20 protein-coding genes are annotated in these 23,229 nt (G+C 68.0%); 8 read left to right on the top strand and 12 right to left on the bottom strand.

Features of this window, described 5'->3' with window-relative positions; genetic code table 11:
- Window positions 1-56 precede the first annotated feature (56 nt).
- On the top strand, window positions 57-611 hold the full coding sequence (locus tag ACIA12_RS18575; protein WP_396368214.1) for a DUF6518 family protein: 555 nt from the start codon (window positions 57-59) through the stop codon (window positions 609-611).
- On the opposite strand, the gene ACIA12_RS18570 is transcribed toward ACIA12_RS18575, so the two are convergent.
- The 3 genes from ACIA12_RS18570 to ACIA12_RS18560 form a co-directional block, all read right to left on the bottom strand.
- Window positions 556-1,230, bottom strand: a complete 675-nt coding sequence (locus ACIA12_RS18570) for an ABC transporter ATP-binding protein (RefSeq protein ID WP_396368213.1) — start codon at window positions 1,228-1,230, stop codon at window positions 556-558. The genes ACIA12_RS18575 and ACIA12_RS18570 overlap by 56 nt on opposite strands.
- Window positions 1,231-1,287: 57 nt before the next feature.
- On the bottom strand, window positions 1,288-3,354 hold the full coding sequence (locus ACIA12_RS18565) for a hypothetical protein (RefSeq protein WP_396368212.1): 2,067 nt from the start codon (window positions 3,352-3,354) through the stop codon (window positions 1,288-1,290).
- 100 nt (window positions 3,355-3,454) lie between these two features.
- Window positions 3,455-3,754 carry a lactococcin 972 family bacteriocin gene (locus ACIA12_RS18560; protein WP_396368211.1) on the bottom strand — a complete coding sequence of 100 codons (300 nt, stop codon included), beginning with the start codon at window positions 3,752-3,754 and terminating at the stop codon, window positions 3,455-3,457.
- A gap of 327 nt (window positions 3,755-4,081) precedes the next feature.
- Here ACIA12_RS18560 and ACIA12_RS18555 point away from each other — a divergent pair, with 327 nt between their 5' ends.
- Entirely contained in the window at window positions 4,082-6,721 is a 2,640-nt protein-coding gene (locus ACIA12_RS18555) for a phosphoenolpyruvate carboxylase (protein WP_396368210.1), read from the top strand.
- On the top strand, window positions 6,721-7,530 hold the full coding sequence (locus tag ACIA12_RS18550) for a biotin--[acetyl-CoA-carboxylase] ligase (protein WP_396368209.1): 810 nt from the start codon (window positions 6,721-6,723) through the stop codon (window positions 7,528-7,530). Before ACIA12_RS18555 ends, ACIA12_RS18550 begins: the two co-directional genes overlap by 1 nt.
- Window positions 7,531-7,623: 93 nt before the next feature.
- Here ACIA12_RS18550 and ACIA12_RS18545 read toward each other — a convergent pair whose 3' ends face one another.
- Window positions 7,624-9,024, bottom strand: a complete 1,401-nt coding sequence (locus tag ACIA12_RS18545) for an OFA family MFS transporter (protein WP_396368208.1) — start codon at window positions 9,022-9,024, stop codon at window positions 7,624-7,626.
- 132 nt (window positions 9,025-9,156) lie between these two features.
- On the opposite strand from ACIA12_RS18545, the gene ACIA12_RS18540 reads away from it, so the two are divergent.
- Window positions 9,157-9,777 (top strand): PH domain-containing protein, encoded by a 621-nt coding sequence (locus ACIA12_RS18540; protein ID WP_396368207.1) that lies wholly within the window; start codon window positions 9,157-9,159, stop codon window positions 9,775-9,777.
- A 4-nt stretch (window positions 9,778-9,781) separates the two neighbouring features.
- Here ACIA12_RS18540 and ACIA12_RS18535 read toward each other — a convergent pair whose 3' ends face one another.
- Together ACIA12_RS18535 and ACIA12_RS18530 are read right to left on the bottom strand one after the other, a co-directional pair.
- A complete protein-coding gene (locus tag ACIA12_RS18535) occupies window positions 9,782-13,063 on the bottom strand; it encodes an AAA domain-containing protein (RefSeq protein ID WP_396368206.1) in 3,282 nt (1,093 codons plus the stop codon).
- 103 nt (window positions 13,064-13,166) lie between these two features.
- The gene (locus ACIA12_RS18530; RefSeq protein ID WP_396368205.1) at window positions 13,167-14,378 is read right to left on the bottom strand and encodes a GNAT family N-acetyltransferase; all 1,212 of its coding nucleotides are present in this window, start codon (window positions 14,376-14,378) and stop codon (window positions 13,167-13,169) included.
- A 95-nt stretch (window positions 14,379-14,473) separates the two neighbouring features.
- Between ACIA12_RS18530 and ACIA12_RS18525 the strand changes: the two genes are divergently transcribed.
- Window positions 14,474-15,925: an amidase gene (locus tag ACIA12_RS18525; RefSeq protein WP_396368204.1), complete on the top strand. Its 1,452-nt coding sequence runs from the start codon at window positions 14,474-14,476 to the stop codon at window positions 15,923-15,925.
- Window positions 15,926-15,936: 11 nt separating this feature from the next.
- Here ACIA12_RS18525 and ACIA12_RS18520 read toward each other — a convergent pair whose 3' ends face one another.
- Complete coding sequence (locus tag ACIA12_RS18520) at window positions 15,937-16,635, bottom strand: class I SAM-dependent methyltransferase (RefSeq protein ID WP_396368203.1); 699 nt, start codon at window positions 16,633-16,635, stop codon at window positions 15,937-15,939.
- 59 nt (window positions 16,636-16,694) lie between these two features.
- A complete protein-coding gene (locus ACIA12_RS18515) occupies window positions 16,695-16,826 on the bottom strand; it encodes a hypothetical protein (protein WP_396368202.1) in 132 nt (43 codons plus the stop codon).
- A gap of 99 nt (window positions 16,827-16,925) precedes the next feature.
- On the opposite strand from ACIA12_RS18515, the gene ACIA12_RS18510 reads away from it, so the two are divergent.
- Both ACIA12_RS18510 and ACIA12_RS18505 read left to right on the top strand, forming a co-directional pair.
- Window positions 16,926-17,519: a TIGR03086 family metal-binding protein gene (locus ACIA12_RS18510; RefSeq protein ID WP_396368201.1), complete on the top strand. Its 594-nt coding sequence runs from the start codon at window positions 16,926-16,928 to the stop codon at window positions 17,517-17,519.
- Window positions 17,516-17,947 carry a YybH family protein gene (locus ACIA12_RS18505; RefSeq protein WP_396368200.1) on the top strand — a complete coding sequence of 144 codons (432 nt, stop codon included), beginning with the start codon at window positions 17,516-17,518 and terminating at the stop codon, window positions 17,945-17,947. Before ACIA12_RS18510 ends, ACIA12_RS18505 begins: the two co-directional genes overlap by 4 nt.
- Before the next feature lie 8 nt (window positions 17,948-17,955).
- On the opposite strand, the gene ACIA12_RS18500 is transcribed toward ACIA12_RS18505, so the two are convergent.
- Genes ACIA12_RS18500 through ACIA12_RS18485 form a run of 4 tightly spaced genes read right to left on the bottom strand, consistent with a single transcriptional unit; the run spans window position 17,956 to window position 22,160 of the window.
- Window positions 17,956-18,828, bottom strand: a complete 873-nt coding sequence (locus ACIA12_RS18500; RefSeq protein ID WP_396368199.1) for an aldo/keto reductase family oxidoreductase — start codon at window positions 18,826-18,828, stop codon at window positions 17,956-17,958.
- Complete coding sequence (locus ACIA12_RS18495; protein ID WP_396368198.1) at window positions 18,825-20,213, bottom strand: FAD-binding oxidoreductase; 1,389 nt, start codon at window positions 20,211-20,213, stop codon at window positions 18,825-18,827. The genes ACIA12_RS18500 and ACIA12_RS18495 overlap by 4 nt, the downstream gene beginning before the upstream one ends.
- The gene (locus ACIA12_RS18490; RefSeq protein ID WP_396368197.1) at window positions 20,210-21,175 is read right to left on the bottom strand and encodes an NmrA/HSCARG family protein; all 966 of its coding nucleotides are present in this window, start codon (window positions 21,173-21,175) and stop codon (window positions 20,210-20,212) included. The genes ACIA12_RS18495 and ACIA12_RS18490 overlap by 4 nt, the downstream gene beginning before the upstream one ends.
- 40 nt (window positions 21,176-21,215) lie before the next feature.
- Entirely contained in the window at window positions 21,216-22,160 is a 945-nt protein-coding gene (locus tag ACIA12_RS18485; RefSeq protein WP_396368196.1) for an NADP-dependent oxidoreductase, read from the bottom strand.
- Window positions 22,161-22,356: 196 nt separating this feature from the next.
- Between ACIA12_RS18485 and ACIA12_RS18480 the strand changes: the two genes are divergently transcribed.
- Window positions 22,357-23,196 carry a helix-turn-helix transcriptional regulator gene (locus ACIA12_RS18480; RefSeq protein ID WP_396368195.1) on the top strand — a complete coding sequence of 280 codons (840 nt, stop codon included), beginning with the start codon at window positions 22,357-22,359 and terminating at the stop codon, window positions 23,194-23,196.
- The last annotated feature ends 33 nt before the right edge of the window (window positions 23,197-23,229 follow it).

Below are 23,229 nucleotides of genomic sequence, written 5' to 3'. Positions count from 1 at the left end.
GATTCGGCGCGGATCTGGATTTCTGGCTGCCCAAAGCCATGCAATAGACTTTGAATATGCGATTCTTGTCGTTGGTCTTCGTCGGCCTGGCGTATTGCGGGCTGACCGGATTCTTCGGCGGACGGGCCGACTGGGTCGAGACCATGGCGGGCTCTTTCATCCCCTACCTCGCGATCCCGTTCGCAATCGGTTTCCTGGTGCCCGGATCACGGCCGCGGGTGATCGCCGGCGCCGCGGCCGGGGCGAGCACCAGTTTTCTCATGGTCGTCGTTTTCAATATCGGTTCGGCATTGTCCAGCCCTTATCCCCTCAGCATGTGGGGCGTCTATTTCTGGAGCATCGCCGCGCTCGTTTCGGGCGCCGTGTTCGGAATAGCGTCCAGGCTGTTGGCGGGAACGACCTTTCGCAACCCGGCAGCATGGACGGCCGGCTACTGCGGACTGCTCGTCCTCGCGCAGGCGGCGGTCCTGCTGACCCGGACCAGGCTCGACGGCCTCGACCTGGTTGCTCTGGGGGCGGGGCTGGTCATCTTCTGCGCCGTCGTTGCTCTTGCGATCAGGTCCGGCCGGGCAAGTCTCCAGCTGTCACCAGCGATGGCTGTCCCACACTGACGGTCTCGTCGCAGACGCCGCGAACCCATTCGTCGTGGGTGGCGATCACCACCATCGCTCCGGTCCCTGCCATCTCGCGCAGCAGCCCGATCACCGTCTCGGTGTTCGCCTGGTCAAGCGCTCCGGTGGGCTCGTCTGCGAGTACGAGCCGCGGCTGCTTCACCATCAGACGGGCCAGTGCGACCCGTTGCTGCTCGCCACCGGACAGCTGGGACACCCGGCCGTCCAGTTGATCGTCGAGCCCCACCTGCCGTAGTGCCTGAAGCATCGTCGCCCGGGCGGCCGCCCCGCGACCGCGGCGGGCGCGGATCGCCACCTGGAGATTCTCGCGCACTGTCATGTCGTCGATCAGTGCATAGTTCTGGAAGAGGTAGCCGAGCTGGTCACGACGGAATCGGCGAACTCCGGACCGACCGAGGGCGGTGAGGTCCCGGCCGTCGAGTTCGATCCGGCCGGAGGTCGGCGCAACGAGAAGTCCGAGGCAGTTGAGCAAGGTCGACTTGCCCGCGCCGCTCGCTCCCACCAGCGCGGTCACGCTGCCTGGTTTCAGCGTGAGGTCGAGGTCACGCCACAGGGTGCGGTCGCCGAAGGACATGGTCAGGGCAGTGGTTTCGAGCATGACGGTTCTTCCTGTCTCGGGTGCGGCATGGTGTCGGGGCGGTGGTCGCCGAGAGAGTCACGCCTCGCTGAGGCCTCCGCGAACCACTCTGCGATGCGCATAGCTCAAGGTGAGGAGGAAGCCCCCGGCTGTCACCAGCGCCAGTACGGCGATGGCGGTCAACTGCCCGGCGTTGATCGACGGCAGCTCGACCGGGAGCGGCGAGCCGCTGGTCTGCCATCGCTCCAGTTCCCTGCGCTGGCCGGCGATCCGGTAGGGGATCCAGGCGACAAGTGCGATCAGGAGGCAGAGTTCGAGGGCGAGAAGTCCGCGGTGGATCGAGGGAAAGGACCAGCCATGCAGATCGCGGACGAAGATCCGCTGCGCCTTCTGCCGGGTGCGGATGATGGCGGCCGCCGCGCCGCTGATGAACACCACCAGACAGGCGATCAGGGCGATGAACGCGGAAAGCCGCAACTGCGAGGTCTGCTCCGCCAGCTCGGCCGCGGCCTTGTCGGCCACCGGCGTGATACCGAGGACGAACCGGGCAAGGAGAGGGTTCCGGTCGACGGCGACGGACGCTGATCGCGGATCGGCGAGCAGGGCACCGCCTTGGGATGCGAAGGCGGCGTAGCTGGTGTTGCTGAGCCAGCCGCGGCCGGCCGGCATCACCACGATCACGGGGTCGGTCACGAAGGTCTTGGCGGAGTCCCAGACCTGCACCGAACCCGGATCGGTTCTGGCCGGCGCGTAGGTGAAGACACGCTGCGCCGACGCGGACCGTACCTCGGTGAAGTCGCTGCTCACTCCCTGCCGCAGCCGAGCCTCCAGACCGAGCTGTTCGCGAAGCCGCGCACGTTCGGCCCAGTGGGATTCAGGAACCAGGACGGTGATCGAGTCCCGGTCGGCGGTCCGCAGCGTTCCACCGTTGGCGAGCCGGACCGGTTGGTCGGCGAGGAACTTGTCGTTCACGATCAAGGTGGTGGTGCCGCGCCATCGCGGGTCCGCACCGGTGTAGACCTGCTGAGCCGCGACCAGCAGCTGTCCCCGACGATCCGCGTCTCGCAGCCAGGGGCCGACCAGCGCGTCGAGCTGACGTTCGTCCGCTCCGGAGTACGCGTTTCCCAGTGTCACCGCGGACAGGTTGCCGAGTCGCTCGAAGGCGGCGCCGGCTCGATCGCGAGCGGCGATGTCGGCGCCCAGCGAGACCGTCGTCACGATCGTTCCCAGCCCGACCACGACTGCGGTCAGTCGCAGGCCGTAGGACGTGATGGTGAGGGCCAGCGACGGTAGTTCGCCCTTGAGTGCGGCCGGCAGGTCGATCGAGGTCACCATCGCCAGAAAGACTGCCTGCGCCGCCATCGCGGCGAACAGCAACAGCACCTGGACAGCAACGCACACGGCGACGAACAGCCCGATCCCCTCAGGGCCGTACCGGAGCAGAAGAAAGCCGGCGGCGAGCAGCAGCGACGCCGGCCCGGCGATGGCCCACTGGACCGCGAATCGCCGGAACTCGGCCGAGAGCAGGCTGAGGTAGGGGAGTCCGTGCAACCGCCCGATCGCGTAGCGTCTGGTCCCGGCGGCGACGAATGCGCCGGCCATCGCCACCGTCAGCAGGATCAGAACGCCGAGGGTGAGGGTGATCGGGCGTGGGATCGCGCCCAGGCGGCCGAAGTCGGACAGTTCGACGGTCATCCCGCAGGACGTGAGAAAGGCTTGCAGGGCCAGGGCGTCGTCGGAGTCGCCGAGCACTTGGTAGTTGCCCAGCGGCGACCGGTCCCCCTCGTCGGCCAGCGGGTGGATCACCGTCGACATCGACCCGCCGAAGTCTCCCAGCCGGCCGGACCGCCAGGTGGCAGCGGAGATCCTGGCGGCGCCGTCGACGAGATAGAGATGCCGTACCCGTCCGCGCTTCTCGAGGTCGGGGACCTCGTGGCCGAATGAGATCCGGTGCTCACGGCCGAACTGGTCGAGGGCGATCCGGAAGTCCTTGACTCCACCCGAGCCGGACCATGCGATCACCTTGACGGCCGCGCCGGCCGGCAGCGGGGCGATGTCGTTCCTGTTGCTGACGACGAGGAAGGAGAGCAGGACGGCGACGAGGCAGCCGCAGACGTGCACGAGACGGAAGGCTTTGGCGATCACGGTGAAGGCTCTCTGCGCGGTGGAGGCGTGGTGACGGAACGGCGGGGACGGCCGCAGACGGGCCGCCCCCGCCGCTCTGCTGAACGGTTACCGGGTCAGGTCAGCAGTCCTTGCCCCAGTACGCGTGGTCGACGCTGTTCGGGTCGGCCCGGTCCGAGGTGTTCGCCCAGAGGTCCTTCTTCACACAGCCCGAGGTCTTGTACTCGCCGTAGCCGTTGATGGTGCTCGACTTGTGAGTGGCGCTCGGGTGGTGGTAGTTCGAATAGACCGAGGTCTGGTTGGTGCCGTAGTTCCAGGTCCCGCCACCGGGATACGCGACACTGGCGAGCGCAGGCACGGCGGCGGTCGCCAGTACTGCAACCGCACCCAATCCGGTCGCGATTCTCTTGCTAATGCGCATGGTGTTCCTCTCAGGATGTGAATATTGCACGGCAATGGTCGATGCGCGGTTGTATCCGCGCCCAAAGAATCATTTGCCCGGCGCCAGGCAGATTTCTTCGAAATAGAATCGACCCGCCCTTTCCTCGAGAATCCTTGCAGTTGGCCGCACGCGCCCGCAATGAAATCCGGTTGCAGCAAGTTGCAAATCGACTGCGGTGCGTGGTCGGCGGGCCGGCCGGCGGACGCGATCACGAAGGCCGCGCCGATCATCACGTTTGGTCACGATCGGCGTTCACTGGTCGGACCGGCGGGCGGGAGAGCGCGGCCACAGATATCGTGGGCGAACGTGACCGAGACCGGCAGCCAGGCGAACGCCCGTACCCGTACCCGCGCACGCTTCGAAGTGCCCGAGGAGCTCCGCGCCGACGTGCGCCTGCTGGGCGAACTGCTCGGCCGCGTCCTGGTCGAGTACGCGGGTCAGCCGCTGCTCGACGACGTCGAGAAGCTCCGTGAGCTGACCATCGCCGGTGACGGCGCCGGTGCCGAGGCGCTGGTCGCCTCCTGGCCGCACGAGCGCGCCGAGGACGTCGCCCGCGCCTTCACCTGCTACTTCCACCTGACCAACCTCAGTGAGGAGCTGCACCGCGCCCGCGTACTACGGGAGCGCGACCGCTCCAGTGACGCCCCAGCCGTCTCCGAGCTGGCCCAGGCGGTCGAGAAGATCGGCGCCGAAGCCGGTGAGCAGCAGGCGCGTGCCTTGCTCAACGGACTGGAGTTCCGCCCGGTACTGACCGCCCACCCGACCGAGGCCCGCCGGCGAGCCGCACTGGCGACCATCCGGCGCATCTCGGCACTGCTGGAAGAGCGCAGCGACCCCCGCGCCGGTGACAGCGAGCTGGCCGAGAACCAGCGCCGTCTGATCGAGCAGGTCGACATCCTCTGGCGTACGTCGCAGCTGCGGACCAGCCGGCCGACTCCGCTGGACGAGGTCCGCTCGGCGATGGCCGTGTTCGAGGAGACGCTGTTCAACGTCGTCGCGAACGTCTACCGCCGCCTCGACGACGCGCTGGCCGGTGAGGACGCCGGGGTCAAGCAACCGGTGGTGGCACCCTTCGTCCGGCTCGGCTCCTGGATCGGCGGCGACCGCGACGGCAACCCGAACGTCACCGCGGCGATCACCCGCGAGGCCATGCAGATCCAGGCCGACCACGTACTGCGGGCGCTGGAGCAGGCGACCGACCAGCTCGGCCGGGCGCTCACCCTGGACTCCCAGACCACCCCGCCCTCCGCGCCGGTCCGCCGGATCCTGGAGGACGCCCGTGCGGTCAACCCGGAGCTGATCTCCGACATCGAGACCCGCTCGCCGTCCGAGCCGCACCGCCAGCTACTGCTGCTCGCAGCTCGCCGGCTGGCCGCCACCCGGGCCAGGGACGCCGACTTCGGCTACCCGCGAGCATCTGACTTCCTGCATGAGCTGAAGGTCCTGCAGGACTCCCTGGTCAGCGCAGGCGCTCTACGGCAGGCGTACGGCGAGCTGCAGCAGCTCATCTGGCAGGTGACCTCGTTCGGCTTCCACCTGGCCGAGCTGGAGGTCCGGCAGCACTCGTCGGTGCACGCCAAGGCTCTGGAAGAGGTGTTGAGCGGTGGTGAGCTCTCCGACCAGACCGAGGAGGTGCTGGCCACGCTGCGCGTCATCGGCCAGATCCAGCAGCGCTTCGGGCCGGATGCCTGCCGTCGGTACGTCGTGTCCTTCACCCGCAACGCAGGCGACCTCGCGGCCGTCTACGAGCTGGCTGACGCCGCCATGGACGGGCGGCCGATCGAGCTGGACGTAGTACCGCTGTTCGAGACCGGTGAGGACCTGCAGAACTCGGTGGAGGTGCTGGACAACGCGATCCAGCTCACCCGGGTCCGGCACCGCCTGACGGCCAACGACCGGCGCTTCGAGGTCATGCTCGGCTACTCCGACTCCGCCAAGGACGTCGGACCGGTGTCAGCGACCCTGGCCCTGTACGACGCGCAGGCACGGATCACTGCTTGGGCCCAGCGCAACGCGATCCGCCTGACCCTCTTCCACGGTCGTGGTGGAGCCCTGGGCCGTGGTGGAGGTCCCGCCAACCGCGCAGTACTGGCTCAAGCGCCTGGATCGGTCTCTGGCCGGTTCAAGCTCACTGAGCAGGGTGAGGCGATCCCCGCTCGGTACGGCAACGCAGCGATCGCCCAGCGGCACATTGAGCAGGTCACCGCAGCCACGCTGCTCGCCTCCACTCCGGGCATCGAGGAGCGGGCGGTCCACGCGGCCGAGCGCTTTGCCGTGGTGGAGAAGACCATGGACGAGGCGTCCCGGACGACGTACCACCGGCTGGTGCGGGCGGAGGGGTTCGCGGAGTGGTTCGGCCGGGTCACGCCGCTGGAGGAGCTCGGGCAGCTGCCGCTGGGCTCGCGGCCGGCTCGCCGTGGTGTCGCGGTGTCCTCGCTCGAGGACCTGCGGGCGATTCCGTGGGTGTTCGCTTGGTCGCAGGCCCGGGTCAACGCGCCAGGCTGGTATGGCCTCGGCTCGGCGCTCTCCGCCGTCGGCGACGTCGCAGTACTGCAGGACGCGAACCAGAACTGGCCGCTGTTCCAGGTGATGCTCGAGAACGCCGAGATGTCGCTGGCCAAGACGGACCGCCGCATCCTCGGTCGCTACCTCGAGCTGGGCGACCGGCCCGACCTGACCAAGCAGATGCTGGACGAGCACGAGCTGACCACCGAGTGGGTGCTCAAGGTGCTCGGCGGCGACAAGCTGCTCAGCGGCCGCCGGGTGCTCGGCCGGGCGGTCGAGCTGCGCAACCCGTACGTCGATGCGCTCAGCTACCTGCAGTTGCGAGCTCTCCGCAGCCTGCGGACGGACGAGTCGCTCGACGAGCAGCAGATCATCCGCACCAGGCGCCTGCTCCTGCTGACCGTGTCCGGAGTTGCCGCCGGCCTGCAGAACACCGGCTGATGTTCGGCGATCTGGAGCGGCCGCCCCTCGACGCGAAGTACCTGCAGGGGCGGCTGGTACGACCTGGCTCGCTGTGGAGCCAGGTCGACGTACTGGCCGAGACGGAGTCGACCAATGCCGTCGTGGCCGCCGCTGCGCGCGCAGGGGCTGCTGAAGGCCTCGTGGTGACGGCGGAGTACCAGTCGTCGGGGCGTGGGCGGTTGGGGCGCACGTGGACGACTCCTGCGCGGTCGGCGTTGCTCACGTCGGCTCTGCTGCGCCCGACGGGCATACCGGCTCACCGGTGGCCGTGGTTGGGGCTGCTGGTGCCGTTGGCGGTGGCGTCCGCGGTACGGCGGGTGGGGGAGATTCCTGCTCAGGTGAAATGGCCTAACGATGTACTGGTCGAGGACCGGAAGCTTGCGGGGATCCTGCTGGAGCGGATCGATGGACCGGCTGCTGTGGTCGGTATCGGGCTCAATGTGAGTCTCAGGGCGGACGAGCGGCCTACGGATGTCGCTACGTCGCTGGCGCTGGAGGGTGCGGCGACGACTGATCGGGCGACGGTGCTGACCGCAGTGCTGCGGGAGCTGGCTACTCGCTATCAGGCGTGGGTGCAGGCTGATGGGGATCCTGAGGTGATCCTGCCGGACTACCGCGAGCTCTCGGCGACTTTCGGGCGACAAGTGCGGGTAGAACTGCCCGGAGGGGTATTCATCGAGGGCACTGCTGCCGAGCTCGATGCAGACGGTCGGCTGGTGGTGCTCACCGCCGACGGCCCTCGTTCATTGGCCGCCGGCGATGTCACACACCTGAGAGCTACTGAGTAAAGAGTTTCGCTGCGGTGATGAGGGTTTGGACGATGCCGTAGCCGAGCAGGACGGCGACGAGTGCCCAGGAGATGACGAGCCGGGGAGTCTGGTTCATTTCGCGGCCTCCGCTGCGGTGGGCTGGCTGGGCTCGTGGAATCGGTCGGCGACCGGCCGGATCAGCAGGTTGGCGATGAAGCCGACCGCCAGTACGCCGACCATCGTGAACAGCGCGGGCCGGTAGGCCTCGGCCGTCAGCGTGCCCGGCTTGCCTTCCCGGTCGAGGAATCCGTTGATGATGAGCGGCCCGGCGACGCCGGCGACCGACCACGCGGTCAGCAGCCGGCCGTGGATCGCGCCGACCTGGTAGGTCCCGAACAGATCCCGCAGGTACGCCGGTACGGTCGCGAACCCGCCGCCGTAGAAGGACAGGATGACCGCCGCGAACAGGACGAAGAGCGCGGTGCTGTTGTGCCCGACGGTTGCCAGCAGCAAGTAGAAGATGATGCCGACGCCGAGGTACAGCGCATAGATCGGCTTGCGGCCGATGACGTCCGACGTGCTCGACCAGGCGAACCGCCCGGCCATGTTGAAGATCGACAGCAGACCGACGAATCCGGCGGCCGCGCCGACCGCGACGGTCGATTTGCCGCCGACGTCAGCGCGGAAGAAGTCCTGGATCATCGGGCTGGCCTGCTCGAGGATGCCGATGCCGGCCGTGACGTTGCAGAGCAGGACGACCCACAACAGCCAGAACTGCGGGGTCTTGATCGCGTTCGCCGCCGAAACATTCGAGGTGGTGACGAGGGTCTTCGCCTTCACCTGCGAGATGTCCCAGCCGTCGGGCTTCCAGCCCTCGGCGGGCACCCGGATGTTCACCACGCCGAACATCATGATCACGAAGTACCCGATGCCGAGCGTGAGGAACAACGCGACGAGCGCGCTGCCGCCGGCCACCGAGGTGGAGACGTTCGAGTCGTAGCCGTCGTCGTACAGGCTGAGCAGTTGCCTCGACAGCGGGCTGGCGAACAGCGCGCCGCCGCCGAAGCCCATGATCGCCAGGCCGGTGGCCAGCCCCGGACGGTCCGGGAACCACTTGATCAGCGTGGAGACCGGCGAGATGTAGCCGATGCCCAGTCCGATCCCGCCGATCACGCCGTACCCGAGATAGACCAGCCAGAGCTGGCCGGTACCGATGCCCAGGGCCCCTACCAGGAAGCCGCTGCTCCAGAAGCAGGCCGAGACGAACATCGACTTGCGCGGACCGTTGCGCTCGACCCAGGTGCCGCCGATCGCGGCGGACAGGCCGAGCATCACGATCGCGATGCTGAAGGTGACGCCGATCGCGGTCTGGCTGGCGTCGAAGTGCTTGATCATCGACGTCTTGTACACGCTGGTCGCGTACGCCTGGCCGATGCACAGGTGGACGGCCAGCGCGGCCGGCGGGATCAGCCAGCGGCTGTAGCCCGGCGGCGCGATCGTGTGCTCACGATCCAGTACGGACAAGATGCCCATCACGGCTCCTCAGGTAATGGCCCCCAGCAAATACCCCTTGAGCATCCTGGCCGACTGTATCCAGTTTGTGAAGTCTTCAATCATCGTGTCGCCCGCAGACAAGCGGCCCCTGGAACTGTGAGACTGGGGGACATGGCGATCTCGGCGAAGTTGTTGGGTGACGACGAGTACATCGTCGTCAGTACCCGGACGCACTGGAAGGCACTGATCTTCCCCGTGTTCCTGCTGCTCGTGCTGGCGGCCGGCGGCGGGTTCCTCGCCGCGGTGATCCCCGACGGCAACCTGCAGACCCCGGCCCGGATCGCGATCGGCGTGGTCGCGTTGCTGGTGCTGATCGTGTTCGCCGCCAAGCCGTTCCTGAACTGGTTCTTCTCGACCTACACGCTGACCAACCGCCGGCTGATCACCCGGCACGGCATCCTGACCCGGACCGGCCGGGACATCCCGCTGATGCGGATCAACGACGTCTCCTACGAGCACGGCATCATCGACCGGCTGCTAGGCTGCGGCACGCTGCAGATCGAGTCGGCCGGCGAACGCGGCCAGGTGGTCCTGCCGGACGTACCGCACGTGGAGCACATGCACCTGCAGATGTCCGACCTGCTCTTCGGCGGCCCCGAGGGCAAGCCAGGCGACGGCATCCTCGACGACGAAGCCCCACCGGAGCACCAGCGCCGCCGCGAGCCGCGCCCCACCTCGGAAGAACCCGACAGCCAGACCCTCTTCAGCTCAGACGACAACGAAGGCCGCTGAGGGGTCAGCGGGCGGATCTCTTCTTGCGGGAGAAGACGACGTCCTGGTTCCAGGCCTGCCGACCGGTTCCGCCCGGGCAGCCCGGATTGAAGCAGCGCCAGTACCACCTGTCGTTGCGCCGGCGTCGCAGGTCGACATCGCGCTGCCCGCACTTCGGGCAGTCCGGTGGATCGGCGAAGGTCTCGGCGTTCTCGTGTTCGAGGATGCTGCGCGCGAAGTGCGCGCCGCGGATCGTCACCATGATCTCCCGCGTCCAGCTCTGCGAGAGAGCGTTCAGACTGCCGATCATGACCGTCTGCTCGTCCACCACCACGATCTTCTGGTGCATGACGTTCACCAGGACCGCGGTGTGGACGACCGCGCGAAGCTCCGCCATCAGGTCCAGGTTGGCGCGCTGGAGCGGATCACCCGGATCGCGGACGAACACCACGATCCGGACTCCGCGACCGGCCGCTGCGGCCAGATGCGGAAGCAACTGCCGAACCCGGCCGGTCACCCAGGGCGCCCAGATCCACAATGAGGCGCGGGCGGCGCGGATAGCCTCGATGAAGCTGCCGAAGAAGTGACGCTCGTCGTCGATGTCGGTGACCTCCACGTGCCGGGACAGGATGTCGCGCAGGCGTGAGCCGAACGGCCCCAGCTGATCGGAATCCTCGAGCGTGCTGGGCGTGATGAGGGCTGTCGCCGGCACCGTTCGAATCTGGTCGAGACAGTCGCTCAGTTGGGCGAACGCGGTTCCGGCCGCGGCGCCGACGATCCGCTGACGGCTGCCGAGCAGGTACAGCCTCGTCTGGACCCTGGTGACCGCGACGTTGAAGAGCCGCAGACCATCCTGCTGCCAGGTGGTCGTTCCCGGACCTCGGCCCGCTTGAGCCATCCACAACCCTCTGCCGTCTCGTCCTTCGACCAGGTCGAAGACGACGATCGGGAACTCCCGGCCCTGGAAGCGATGGGCCGTTCCCACCTCGGCCAGCGGGCGCCCGGTGCGTTCGACATCCCGGAGTGCCTCCAGAGTCGCGCTGGCCTGGTCCCGGTAGGGCGTCACGATGCCGGTCAGTTCACCGTTCTCCTCGTGCAGCTCGCTGAGTGCTCGCGCGAGGAGGACCCCGGCGGGCCACCAACCTTTCGCACTTCCGGTCCTGGTCGGTTCGGCCAGTTCCCCCAGCCCGTCGGTGTCGATCAGTACGATCTCCGGATCGGTGCGGATGTCACGCCGCGGTACCAACGGCCCGGCCACCAGCGTGCCGTCGTACGCGATCTTGTTGGCCAGCCCCATCACCGTCTCACCGAAGCGGTTCTGGGCGGTCAAGGTGATGCAGGCACGATGCGCTCTGGCAGTCGCGGGTGTGGTGATTCCGCAGTGCTCGAAGACATCGGGTTGCAGCCACATCATGACGTCCGGTCGCCTGCTCTGCTTGATCGCTGCCGGAAGGACTGGCCCCAGTTGCAGGAAGTCCCCCAGCAAGACCGCGGTACTGGTCGCGCGGGAGACCGCGAGGAGCACTTCTGGCAACGTTGCCGCCCCGACTTCATCGACGAGGACGACGTCGTACGAGCCGCTGAGCACATGCCGGTTGGTCCGTGACCGAGCCAGTGTGGTGGCGACCAGACGGGCGGCGCCGATGATCTCGCCCTCGGCGTCGCGGGCGAGGCGTTCGAACTCCGTTTGGGTCGCCTTGTACTGCGCTTCCAGATCGGCCGTTCGGTGGCGATCGACCTCGACACGTCGCCGGAGAGCTTCGGCCTGGCTGTGCAGCGTTGGACGGCCGGCCTCCTTCTCGGTGGTGACGATTTCCTCGGCCAGTCGCAGCTTCTGCTGCTGTTCGACGGCGATCCGGAGACGTTCGCGCGCCTCCTCCGCCATCCGGGTCAGCCGTTGCAGATCCGGCGCCGCGGCGCGAGCTCTGTCCTCACGAGCGCGGATGGTCGGCTCGTCGTACGGAATGCCGCTCTCGATCTGCTCGGCCTGATCGAGAAGATCACGGCTTCGCCGGTCGGCGACGACCCGGGCCGATGCCGCCTTCGCGGCGAGTTCGACCTGACTCCGGATCGCTGTCTGGAGTTTCTCTGTCGCGGTGGAGAGTTCCTTGCGAGCCCGCCATTTCGTCAGAGCCGACCCACGTTGCAGTTCGGCCACCCGGCGCTGCAGCTTGGCGCGTTCGGCATCGGCGATCAGGGCTGCTGCCTCCGCTCCGCTCGCGGCGGCCTCGACCTGATCGGCCTCGGTCCGCAGCCGCCGGGTCTGCGTCCACAGATGCCGGGAATCGGCCACTTCCTCGAGCCGGCTTCGCGCCTCCTGTACCTCGTGAGCCGCCTTCTCGACCTCGCCTGCCAGCTTCCGGTAGCCGGTCTCGGCATCAAGTACGTCGGCGTCGAATCCGCTCACGTTGTCGTTGTACCTCGCCAGCAGCCGCCGCGCTTCGACGTACCGGCCGACGTCGAAGCCTTCCAGCTCGCTCTCCAGGCGGGCGAGCCGGTTGGCGCGATCCCGCAGTTCGACGAGCTCGGCCGAGATCGCCTGCCGCCGGCCCTCGATCGCTGCGAGCCGGTCCCGTACAAGTAGCGGTAACGAGACCGTTGGGTCCGCGGCGACTTCCCGCAGTTGGGGCGGACCGACCCGGATGATCTCGCCCGCCCGGTGACCACCTTCCCGCAGTACGCCGAGGAGTGCGTTGTCGACGGCGATGTTCGTCCCGGACACCAGCAGGATCCGCTTGCCGGTGGCAAGCAGCTCACCGATCGCCCGCTTCAGAACCATTGTCTTGCCGGTTCCCGGTGGTCCCCAGACCAGGAACAAGCCGGTGCCGAGACAGGCGCGGTACGTCTCGACCTGAGCTGGAAGCAGGCCTGACGGAGCAGCGGCCGCGGCGGGTCTGCCTGCAAGGACGCCGTCGGCGAGCGAAGCCGTGAGCGGGGCCTCGCCGAGGGACGCCAGTCCGTCTCGCAACGCCTCGATCAGGAAGGTCGTGGGCTGCTGCAGGACCCAGAGATACGGATCGTCCGGGTCGGCGAACTCGGCAACGCGGATGGTGAGCGCGGCTCCGCTCTGGGAGACGTCGAGGATCGCGTGGCCGGCCTCGATGCTCTCTCGGCCCGGACCAGCCAGCTTCAGATCATCAAGCTGGTCCGGGCCGAGCTCCGAGCCGCGGACGTCGATGAAGTATTCGCCGCCGTTTGCCGTCCGTACCGCGCGGCCGACCCGTCGCCAGGATGGCCGCCGCGAGCTCCCGCCTTCGACTGCGATCCACTCCTCGACCGCTGCCGTGACCTCATCACGCCATCCCACCCAGCCTCCTCACCGAGAGTGATCGATGAGATGCCAAGATCTCACAGTCGGCAGCGGTTCGCCTGCCGAGCCCGCGTCGCCTTCGGTGGGCGCCTTCAGACGCTCAGAAGATTTCCAGGCTGACCGGGGCGACCGGCCAGCCGAAGGCTGCGGTGGCTTTGGTGAGCGCTCCAGGGGTGTGCTCGGTGACTCGTCCGGTGGCGGCGAACTCGGCCAGTTGACGGCCGCCCAGGTAGGTCGCGCCGAGTTCGGTGGTCGACAGGGTCAGGTCGGCTGGGGCGTCGGTGGGTTCGCAGCGGACTGTTTCGCCCGTGGTCAGGCGGAAGCGGCCGGTGTTGACCGGGATCACGTCGTCGGTCACGTCGAGCACTAGGTCGGCGGCAACGGCGTACCGGCGTTGTTCGAGGGCTCGGGGGACGTCGGTGATCCGGACCCAGAGGGATTCGTTGAGCCGCCGGGTGAGGGCGGTCGGGGTGGTGACGAGCTGTTGCAGCGGCTCGTCGACGGCCGCGAAGCCGTACTCGAGGGTGCCGGCCAGGTCGAGCGTCAGCAGATGCTGCCAGAGTGCCCGGTACGCCGTCGGGGTGGTCGCGACGAGCTCTTCGAGGGAGACCTCGTTGGCCGGACCGGCCGCGACCCAGTGCATCTTGCCGCGCCACAACGCGTAGCCGTCGATGGTGCCGCTCTCGTCGCGATGCACCAGGATCTGGCGCGCGGTCTTGCCGCCCCGGTCCTCCGGCTTGTCCTCCAGCCGCTGCTGCCACCGCGGCTCCGACCGCCCGGACACACCGGGTCGCTGCTCTTGCAGGCTCCGCAGCAACGGCGCCAGCTCTTTGGCGGCGCCATCCGCGGGCAGCACGCTGATCTCGCCAGGACGAGTCCGTACGCTCGGTGGACCGACCCGGCGGAGGTCGATCTCGTACGACATGCCCCACGCGGCCGCGGCGTACCCGAAGCGTCCGTAGATGCCGGACTCACTGGCCCACAGGACCGCGACGGCTTCCGGCACCTCACGCAGCTGCCGGGTGATCAGCTCCGACATGATCCCGCGCCGCCGATGAGTCGCCCGCACCCCGACGCCGGTCACATGCGCCGCCGGTACCACCGCACCCGGCACCGACAGATCCCGCGTCAGCGCTCGCGTAGTACCGACGATCTGCGGACCGTCCATCACGACCAGCGCTCGCTCGGGCTCGAACAGGCTCCGCCCGAGCTCGTCCACCGACGGCTCGAACATCATCGCGCCGCCGAACACGCTGCCGACCTCTTCGTAGTCCTCGGCCAGGGCAGGACGCACCTCGAACTCGTTCACCATCGCATCCTCACACGCCCTCGGAGGACAGTCACCGCAATTTTGTTGTGGGAGTCGGCATTTTGTGGCTTCTTCGAGAGGAAAATACGGTCCGATTCATGGATTGGAATTTTCGGACGGCCGAAGAACTCACCGCTGCCATGCGTGCTGGTGTGGTGACCTCAGTGGAGTTGACCGAGGAGGCGATTGCCGGGATCGAGCGGGACGACAAGGCGATCAACGCGATCTGTGTACGAGACTTCGACCGGGCACGGATCGCCGCACGGGTTGCCGATGAGGCGCGCGCCCGGGGCGAGGATCGGCCGCTGCTTGGTGTGCCGGTGACGGTCAAGGAGTGCTACGACGTGGCGGGGCTGCCGACGACGTGGGGCATGCCGCAGTACCGGGACTATGTGCCGGGCGAGGACGCGGTACAGGTGTCACGGCTGCGAGCTGCCGGCGCGGTGGTGCTTGGTAAGACCAATGTGCCGGTGGGGCTGCAAGGTCTGCAGAGTTCCAACGAGCTCTACGGCACGACCAACAACCCGTGGGATCACGCTCGGACGTCGGGCGGATCCTCCGGTGGGTCGGCGGCGGCGCTGGCAACCGGGTTCGGCGTGTTGTCCATTGGCTCCGACATCGCGGGCTCGCTGCGTACGCCCGCGCACTTCTGTGGTGTCTACGGACACAAGCCGACGCTCGGGCTGGTGGCGAACCGCGGCATGGTCCTGCCGACCGAGCCGGCCTTGCCGGTCGACCTCGATCTGGCGGTCGTCGGGCCGATGGCGCGCTCGGCCCGCGACCTCAGGCTGTTGCTCGACGTCATGGCCGGGCCGGACCCGTTGACGCTCGGTGTCGCGTACGACTTGGCGCTGCCTGCTGCACGTCACGAGCGGCTGAGCGATTTCCGGGTCCTGGTTCTCGACGAACATCCGTTCATTCCGACGGGGTCCGCCGTGCGGGCCGGCGTCAACCGGGTGGCGGAGGCACTTGTCGACGGCGGCGCTCGCGTCGAACGGCGTACGCCGCTGCTGCCCGATCTGGCCGAGGCGGCGACGCTGTACACGCAGTTGCTGTTCTCGGGCTCCGTCGCACGCTTTCCCGTCGAGGCGTACGAGCAGTTGCAGGTCCGTGCCGCCGGACTGAGCGAGGACGACCGGAGTCTCGACGCGGCGCGGTTGCGCGGCATGGTGCTCAGCCACCGCGACTGGCTCGCGGTGAACCATCGGCGCGAACTCCACCGTCACGGCTGGCGGCGGCTGTTCGCCGAATACGACGTCGTGGTGTGCCCGATCACGCCGACTCCGGCGTTCCCGCACGACCACAACCCCGATCTGCTGGCCTGCCGGATCGACATCGACGGCGTCGAGTACCCGTTCTTCGATCAGCTCGTCTGGGCCGGCCTGGCCACCATGCCCGGCCTGCCGGCCACCGCCATACCGACGGGCCTGTCTCCGGAGGGCGTGCCGGTGGGGGTGCAGCTCATCGGCCCGATGTTCGAGGACCACACGCCGCTACGGCTGGCCGAACTGCTCGAGCAGGCGATCGGTGGCTTCCAGCCACCGCAGTAGCCGTCGCCGGGTCAGCTTGCCTCGAGTACGAAGAAGATGAAGCTGATGAATCTCGCCGGATGCTCCATGCCCTGCGGGCGTAGCTCGATCGGGGTGTCCGGGGAGATCGGCGGCTCGCTGATCACCGAGATCCGGAAACCTGCCGCCGTGAAGGCATCGGTCATCGACTGGAGCGGCCGGTGCCAGTTCGTGTAGACGACCGTACGGCCGGCGTGCTCAGCCTCGAAGGAGAACTCGGCGATGTCGAAGTAGTTGCCGTCGGGGTTCAGCGCCTTGTACACGATCGGATGGTGCACCGACAGGATGAGACGTCCACCCGGCTTCAGCACCCGGCGGAGTTCGGCGAGCGGCTCGGTCCAGTCCTCCAGGTAGTGCAGGACCAGCGAGGCCGTGACGTCATCGAAGGCGGCATCGTCGTACGGGAGCGGCTTGGCCAGATCGGCGACGGTCAGGTCCGCGTCCTCGCCCAGCCGGCGGCGGGCCAGTTCGATCATCGCTGCGCTCAGGTCGAAGCCGCTGACGATCGCGCCCCTGTCCCGCAGCGCCGCCATCAGCGGACCGGAACCACAACCGACCTCGAGGACGTGTCGCCCTTGGACGTCCCGAGCGAGGTCCAGCATCGCCGGCCGTTCGTAGTGGCCGTTGAGCAGGTTGACCTCGTTGTCCGCGGAGTACGCCGCAGCGAACTCGTCGAAATCGGTCTTCGGCACAAGCGCTCCCTCGGTCGGCGAGCTCACACGCTATCGGCGCCAGCGGTCAACCAAAGGGGCTAGGCGACCGTACCGATCCAGTCGGCCGGTGTCGGGTCGGCTGTGAAGGCGACGAAGATCAGGTCCTCGTCGTCCGGTTGCAGGGGGCCGAAGGACCATGAGCGCCGCCGGCGCTCACCGCGGCCATTCACGGTGCGGACACTCCTCCTTCTGTGCTCGGGACCGTTTCCCGGACAGGTCGGGATGGCGAACCCTCCCGACGGGATCGGCTTGGGCGAACCATGACAGACATGACCGGTACCGCGAACACTCTCGTACTGCTCGATATCGCCATCGAGGAGTTCGCTCGCAGACTTCGGCTCGTCGGGCCGGGAGACTGGCGACGGCCGACGCCCTGCACCGAGTGGGACGTCCGCGCTCTCGTCAATCATGTCGTCGGAGCCAACGTGCGCTATCAGTTGCTGCTCCACGGCGCCCAGCCCGACCAGATCGAGGCCACGCGGTCCGTCGATCACCTCGGCGACGACGCGCTGGCCTCGTTCGTGGCGACCGCGGGCCGGATGGTCGCCTGTTTCCACGAGGACGGCGCGCTCGAACGCGTCGCCCATCACGTGATCGGCGATCGGACCGGATCCGAGTTGGTGTCGATGCGGATCCTCGACGCCGCGGTCCACGCCTGGGACCTGGCCCGTGCGATCGGCGCGGACGAGACCCTCAACGACGATGTCGTCGCCTTCCTGCTGGCCTACTCGCTCGATCTCGAGCTCGGCCCGCAGGGGCACGCGTTCGCGACGACGTACGCCGACGTCTCCCGGAACGCGTCACCGCAAGACCAGCTGCTCCACCGGCTGGGCCGCCACCCGAACACCGAGGAGATCCGATGAACGACACCGAGCAGTTCCTCGCGGAGATGATGCCGCGCATTCACGAGGCCGAGACGGCGCTGCACAACGGCGACGCCGCACCGAGGTTCGCGATGTGGTCGCACAACGATCCGGTCACCGTGTACGGCGCCGCGTTCAGCCCGATCGGGTGGGCCGAGGTCGCCCCCATGTTCGAACGGCTCGCCACCCGTTTCTCCGACTGCAGCTCCTGCGAGTGGGAGGTGGTCGCGGCCGACGTCGGCGTGGACTTCGCCTACCTGCTGGCGATCGAACGGACCACGGCATCGGTGGACGGATCGGAGCCGACGTCGTACATGCTCCGCAGTACGACGATCTTCCGCCGCGAGGACGGCGAATGGAAGATCGTCCACCGCCACGCCGACCCGATCGACGACCGTGACATCTCCCGGCGCCTGACGAAAAGCTGAGCCGGCGGTCAGCGGCCGATGTTGTCCAGTTCCGTCAGGTCGGCCTGGGAGAGGGAAAGACCCGCGCCGGCGATGTTTTCGCGCAGGTGCGCTGTGGATGACGTGCCGGGGATGAGCAGGATGTTCGGTGATCGGTGCAGCAGCCAGGCGAGGGCGACGGACATCGGTGTTGACCGCAATCGAGCGGCGACCGCCGAGAGCGCCGAGGACTGAAGCGGGCTGAAGCCTCCGAGGGGGAAGAACGGCACGTACGCGACGCCGTCGGTGGCGAGCCGGTCGACGAGCTTGTCATCGTTGCGGTGGGCAAGGTTGTACATGTTCTGGACGCAAACGATCGGCGCGATGCTCCGTGCCTCGCTGACCTGCTCCTCGGTGGCGTTGCTGACCCCGAGGTGGCGGATCAGGCCCTGCTGCTGCAGGTCCACGAGCGTCTCGAACGCCTCGGCGAGCGAGCCGGGCTGAGGACCTTCGGCATTGCCGAGCCGGAGGTTGACCAGGTCGAGTACGTCGAGCCGGAGGGACTCGAGGTTGTCGTGGACCTGGCGGCGCAGGTCTTCGGGCCGCCGGGCCGTGGGCCAGCCACCCTGTTCGTCGCGGGTCGCGCCGACCTTGGTCACGAGGTGCAGCGCCTCGGGGTAGGGGTGCAGTGCCTCGCGGATCAACTCGTTGGTGATGCGCGGCCCGTACGCGTAGCTGGTGTCGATGTGGGTGATACCGAGGTCGACCGCTGCGCGTAGAACGGCCAGCGCTCCCTGGCGATCGGCGGGTGGCCCCATGACCCAGGGGCCGGCCAGTTGCATGGCGCCGTAGCCGAACCGGGTGACGGTCAGGTCGCCCAAAGTCCAGTTGCCGCCGGGAAGAGTGAGCGAGGACGTGCTCATCGTGTTGCCTTTCCTCGTGTAGTTGGTCGAAACGCGGCCGGTTCGCCAGACTCGATGGGCTCGGCATCGCCGGTGAACAGGCCGGTCGGGTCGACTGCGCGGCGCACGCGTTCCACCCGGACGCGGGTTTCGTCGTCGTGCGTACGTTGCGGCTGCTGGAAGTTGTCGACGAAGTTGGGTGCCGTGAAACCGGTCAGGTACGGCTTGAGGGCCGACCGCACAGCCTTGAGGTCGCGGGCGGTTTCCTCACCGGCCATACCGACGCCGTAGTAGTGCAGCGGTGGCGTGAAGTGGTCGAGCGCGCCGCCGTTCGGGACATGGGTGGCGAAGGCGCCGCCGAGCTGCCGGAACTCAACGGCCAGCAGCGCCGGCCCGGCGTCCAGCACCTTTGCCCAGCCTGCCTCGTCGACCTCGTGGACCAACGCGGAATCGGAGTGGAAGGCAACGGGTTGCGGTGGGTCCAGATGGGTCAGGGGCAATGCCTGCGGGGAGGCGGGCGCCCAGGTGTTCGCCACGGGCTCAGCGAGCGCGGTCAAGGAGGACAGCAACTCGTCCACGATGTGCTGAGCAGCCGGCAGGTCGGTCTCGGTCGGCGCGACGACCGCACCGTCCAGGGCGAGCACTCGCTTGCCTGCCAGGTACGGCGGAAGGAACGGCAGCGGCGGCAGGGAGAGCATCCGGAAGCTGGTGGTGATCTCCGGCGGAGCGGTTCGGCTCCACGCCTGCCACACCGGCGCCAAGCGGGCGGCGTCGCCGGCGTCCCAGACCGCCATACCAGTAACGATGCTGTGCATCGGTACCAGCTCGATCTCCACCTCCACGACGATGCCGAATCCGCCGCCCCCACCGCGCAACGCCCAGAAGAGATCGGGGTCATGCGCGGCGCTCGTCTCGACGACTTCACCGTTGGCCAGTACGACGGTGAGGGACCGGACCGAGTTCGCGGCGAGGCCGAAACGGCGACCGTAGAAGCTGAGGCCGCCGCCGAGCAGGTATCCGACGACGCCCACGGTTGCGGAGGACCCGTGCAGGACGGTGAGCCCATGCGTGACCACCTCGGGCAAGACGTCGCCCCAGGTCTTGCCGGCCGGTACCCGAGCCGTTCGAGCGTACGGATCGACCTGGACGGGAGCGTCGATCAGCGGCCGCACCAGCAGGGATTCGGTCAATGGGGCGGCTCGTCCCATCGCGTGGCCCGTCGTGCTCACTCGTAGCGGCCGGCCCTCCCGTCGTGCGGTGGTGACGGCGAGGACGACGTCGTCGACCGAGCGGGCAGTGAACGCCCCGGCCGGGTCAACCGGCGTGGCGAGCTGGAAGGCCGCGCATGCTTCGGCGTACTCCTCGGTCCCCGGCGCGGCAAAGGGCGAGAAGTCGGTGCTGGTCATGTCAGTTCCCGAGCAGTGTGGTCCGGCATGAGCTCGTCGCGGTGAGCGGCCAGGAAGTCGGTCAGGCTGAGCCACTTGGGGTTGAGGGCACGCGAGGCTTCGAGGTCACGGTGGCCGTTGTAGTACTCCGAGAACTCGGTGTAGTACTGGAACATGTTGCCGAGCTCAACGGCTCCGGGGAATCCGAAGCTGCGGAACTGATCGTGGCTGGGCGGACGGTAGGCCACCGGCTCACCGATTACCGTGCTGAGCGCCGCAGCGATCTGCTCGCCGGTCAGGTACTCACTTGCCACCGCAAGCGTGGCGCCGATCGTCTCCGACGGTTGCCGCAGAACCCGCAGGACCGCTTGGCCGAGATCGTCCGAGGAGGCGCCGGCGACAGCCGTCCCGCCGATCGGAAGGTGCAGGGCAAGTGTCCCGTCGGGGTCGCGTTGCGGCTTCATCAGGGTGATCAAGTTGTCCCAGTAGAAGGACATTCGCAGGTACGTGGTCGGCAGACCGGACTTGGCGAACAGGGCGTCGGCGGCACCACCCTTCACGTCGAAATGCGGCACCCGGTAGACGTCCTCGAGCATCGGCATCCGATCGTCGTCGGCCGGGATGGCCTCCCGGGTGTCCTCGAGCGTCGACCACACCACGTGCCGCAGGCCGGCCGGCTGAGCGGCCTGGATCAGGTTCTCCACTTCGACCAGTTCCCGGGCCGGCGAGCGGTGCTCCCAGAACGGGGTGACCATGAACGCGCCGTACGCCTCCTTGAACGCCGCCCGCAGGCTGTCCACGTCGGTGAGGCTCGCCTCGACCACTTCGGCGCCGAGTTCGGCCAGCCTGCGTGCCTTGGGTGATGCGTTGTCGCGCGTCACGGCTCGGACGGCGAATTCGCCGTCGGCGAGCAACGCACGCGCGACTCCACCGCCCTGGGTGCCGGTCGCGCTGAGCACCGTGATCACTTCTTTCTCGGACATCTGTTTCTCCTCGCTGTGGATGAGCTGCCGAGCCGGGGATTCAGGCGGAGGGCACGACGATGACGACCTTGCCGGGGAGTGCTCCCTCGGCGGCCTGGGCGTGGACTGCCGCCAGGTCGGTCAGCGGAACCCGTTGGCCGACGTCGACGCGAAGTTCGCCGGAGTCGACCAGCCGCACCAGCTGTGCCAGTTGGTCGGCGTCGCTGCTGACGAACAGGTCGATGCCGCGCACGTCCCGTTCCTCGTCCGAGGGCGCGGGCATCCAGACCGTCGTGTTCACCAGCACGCCGCCCGGACGGATCACGCTGAGCAGGGCGGCCAGTTGCGCCGGGTCGATCGGCGCGAGGTTGAGTACGACGTCGACCGGTTCGGCCACCGCGGCGATCACCTCGGTGGTGGTGTGGTCGATGACTTCATCGGCGCCCGCTGCGTTGACCTGCTCGGCGTGGCGGGGGCCGGCGACGGCGATCACGTGGGCGCCGGCGTTCTTGGCCAGCTGTACGGCGTAGCCGCCTACCCCGCCACTCGCGCCGTTGATCAGCACGCGCTGCCCGGCGGTCAGCTTGGCGTGGTCGAAGAGCGCCTGCCAGGCGGTCAGACCAACCACCGGCAGTGCGGCGGCATCGGCCAGCGGGATGCTTTCCGGCGCCGGCGTCAGGATGCCGGCCGGTGCCAGGACGTACTCCGCGGCCGCGCCGGCCTCCGCCATCGGCAGGAAGCCGATCACGTCGGTACCGATCTCGGGGCCGTCCACGCCCTCACCCAGAGCGTCGACCGTACCGGCGACATCGATGCCAGGAGTGTGCGGCAGCTTCACCGGGATCGGACCCTGCATGAAGCCACCGCGGATGTTGCCGTCGACACCGTTGAAGGATGTCGCGGCGACCCGGATCCGGACCTGCCCGGCACCGGGGACGGGCTGATCCACGTCCTCGACGCGAAGGACGTCCGGGCCGCCGTACTCGTGAAAACGTACTGCCTTCATCACAACCACCGACTTTCGTTGAGTTCAGTTGCTTGCTCCGCGAGCAAGTGCTTCGAGCATCGACGGAATCGGAAACCGGATGAAGGCCACATCTATCCACGGACAAGTTGTCCCTGGCTGCGCTTCGATCGCTCGAAGGACGCAGGCGTGGGCGAGGCCGTAGCCTCTTGTCAGGTCGTACAGAGAGGGTCGAGACGTGGATCGGGCATTGCTGGCGGATTTTCTCCGGGCACGCCGCAAGGCACTGCAGCCGGAGGACGTCGGGCTTCCTCGGGGTTCTCGGCGTCGTACCGGTGGTCTGCGGCGCGAGGAGGTCGCCGCGCTGGCCGGTATGTCGGCCGACTACTACAGCCGGATGGAGCAGCAGCGCGGACCGGTGCCGTCCGAGCAGATGCTGGCCGCGCTGGCCCGGGCGCTGCACCTGAATCTGAGTGAGCGCGACCACCTGTTCGGTCTGGGCGGGCACCCGGCGCCTCGGCGGATTCTCCGCGACGATCACATCAGTCCGACCATGATGCGGATCATGGACCGTCTCTCGGACACGCCCGCGCTGGTGATGTCACGGTTCAACGAGACGCTGCTGCAGACTCGTCCGGCGGTGGCGCTGCTGGGCGATTACACCCGGTTCAGCGGGTTGTCGCGGTACCTGGTGTATCGCTGGTTCACCGACCCGGAGACCCGCGAGCTGTACGCCCCGGAGGATCACTCTCTGCGTGGCCGGGTCTTCACGGTCGACCTCCGGGCGGCGTACACGGCCGATCCCGAGGGCAGGGCCGGCGAGATCGTCTCGGCGCTGCTGGAGATCAGCCCCGAGTTCGCCGCGGTCTGGGAGTTGCACGAGGTGGGTGTCGGCCACCACCACGACCTCAAGCGCTACCGCCACCCCGTACTGGGCGAGCTGGAGCTGTACTGCCAGCCGCTGCTCGACCCCGAACAGTCCCAGGAACTACTGGTCTTCACCGCCACTCCCGGCACCCCGAGCCACGAAAAACTCCAACTCCTGAACACCATGGGGCCCAGACCCCTGAGTCGCTAGGGTGAGCGGACATCGTCGGTGCGAGAAGCCCTC

This window comes from Kribbella sp. NPDC051620 (assembly GCF_044453825.1).
In the GTDB taxonomy this organism is placed as follows: domain Bacteria; phylum Actinomycetota; class Actinomycetes; order Propionibacteriales; family Kribbellaceae; genus Kribbella.
The sequence above is the reverse complement of the archived record's forward strand: the minus strand, read 5'-3'. Positions and strand labels throughout refer to the sequence as shown.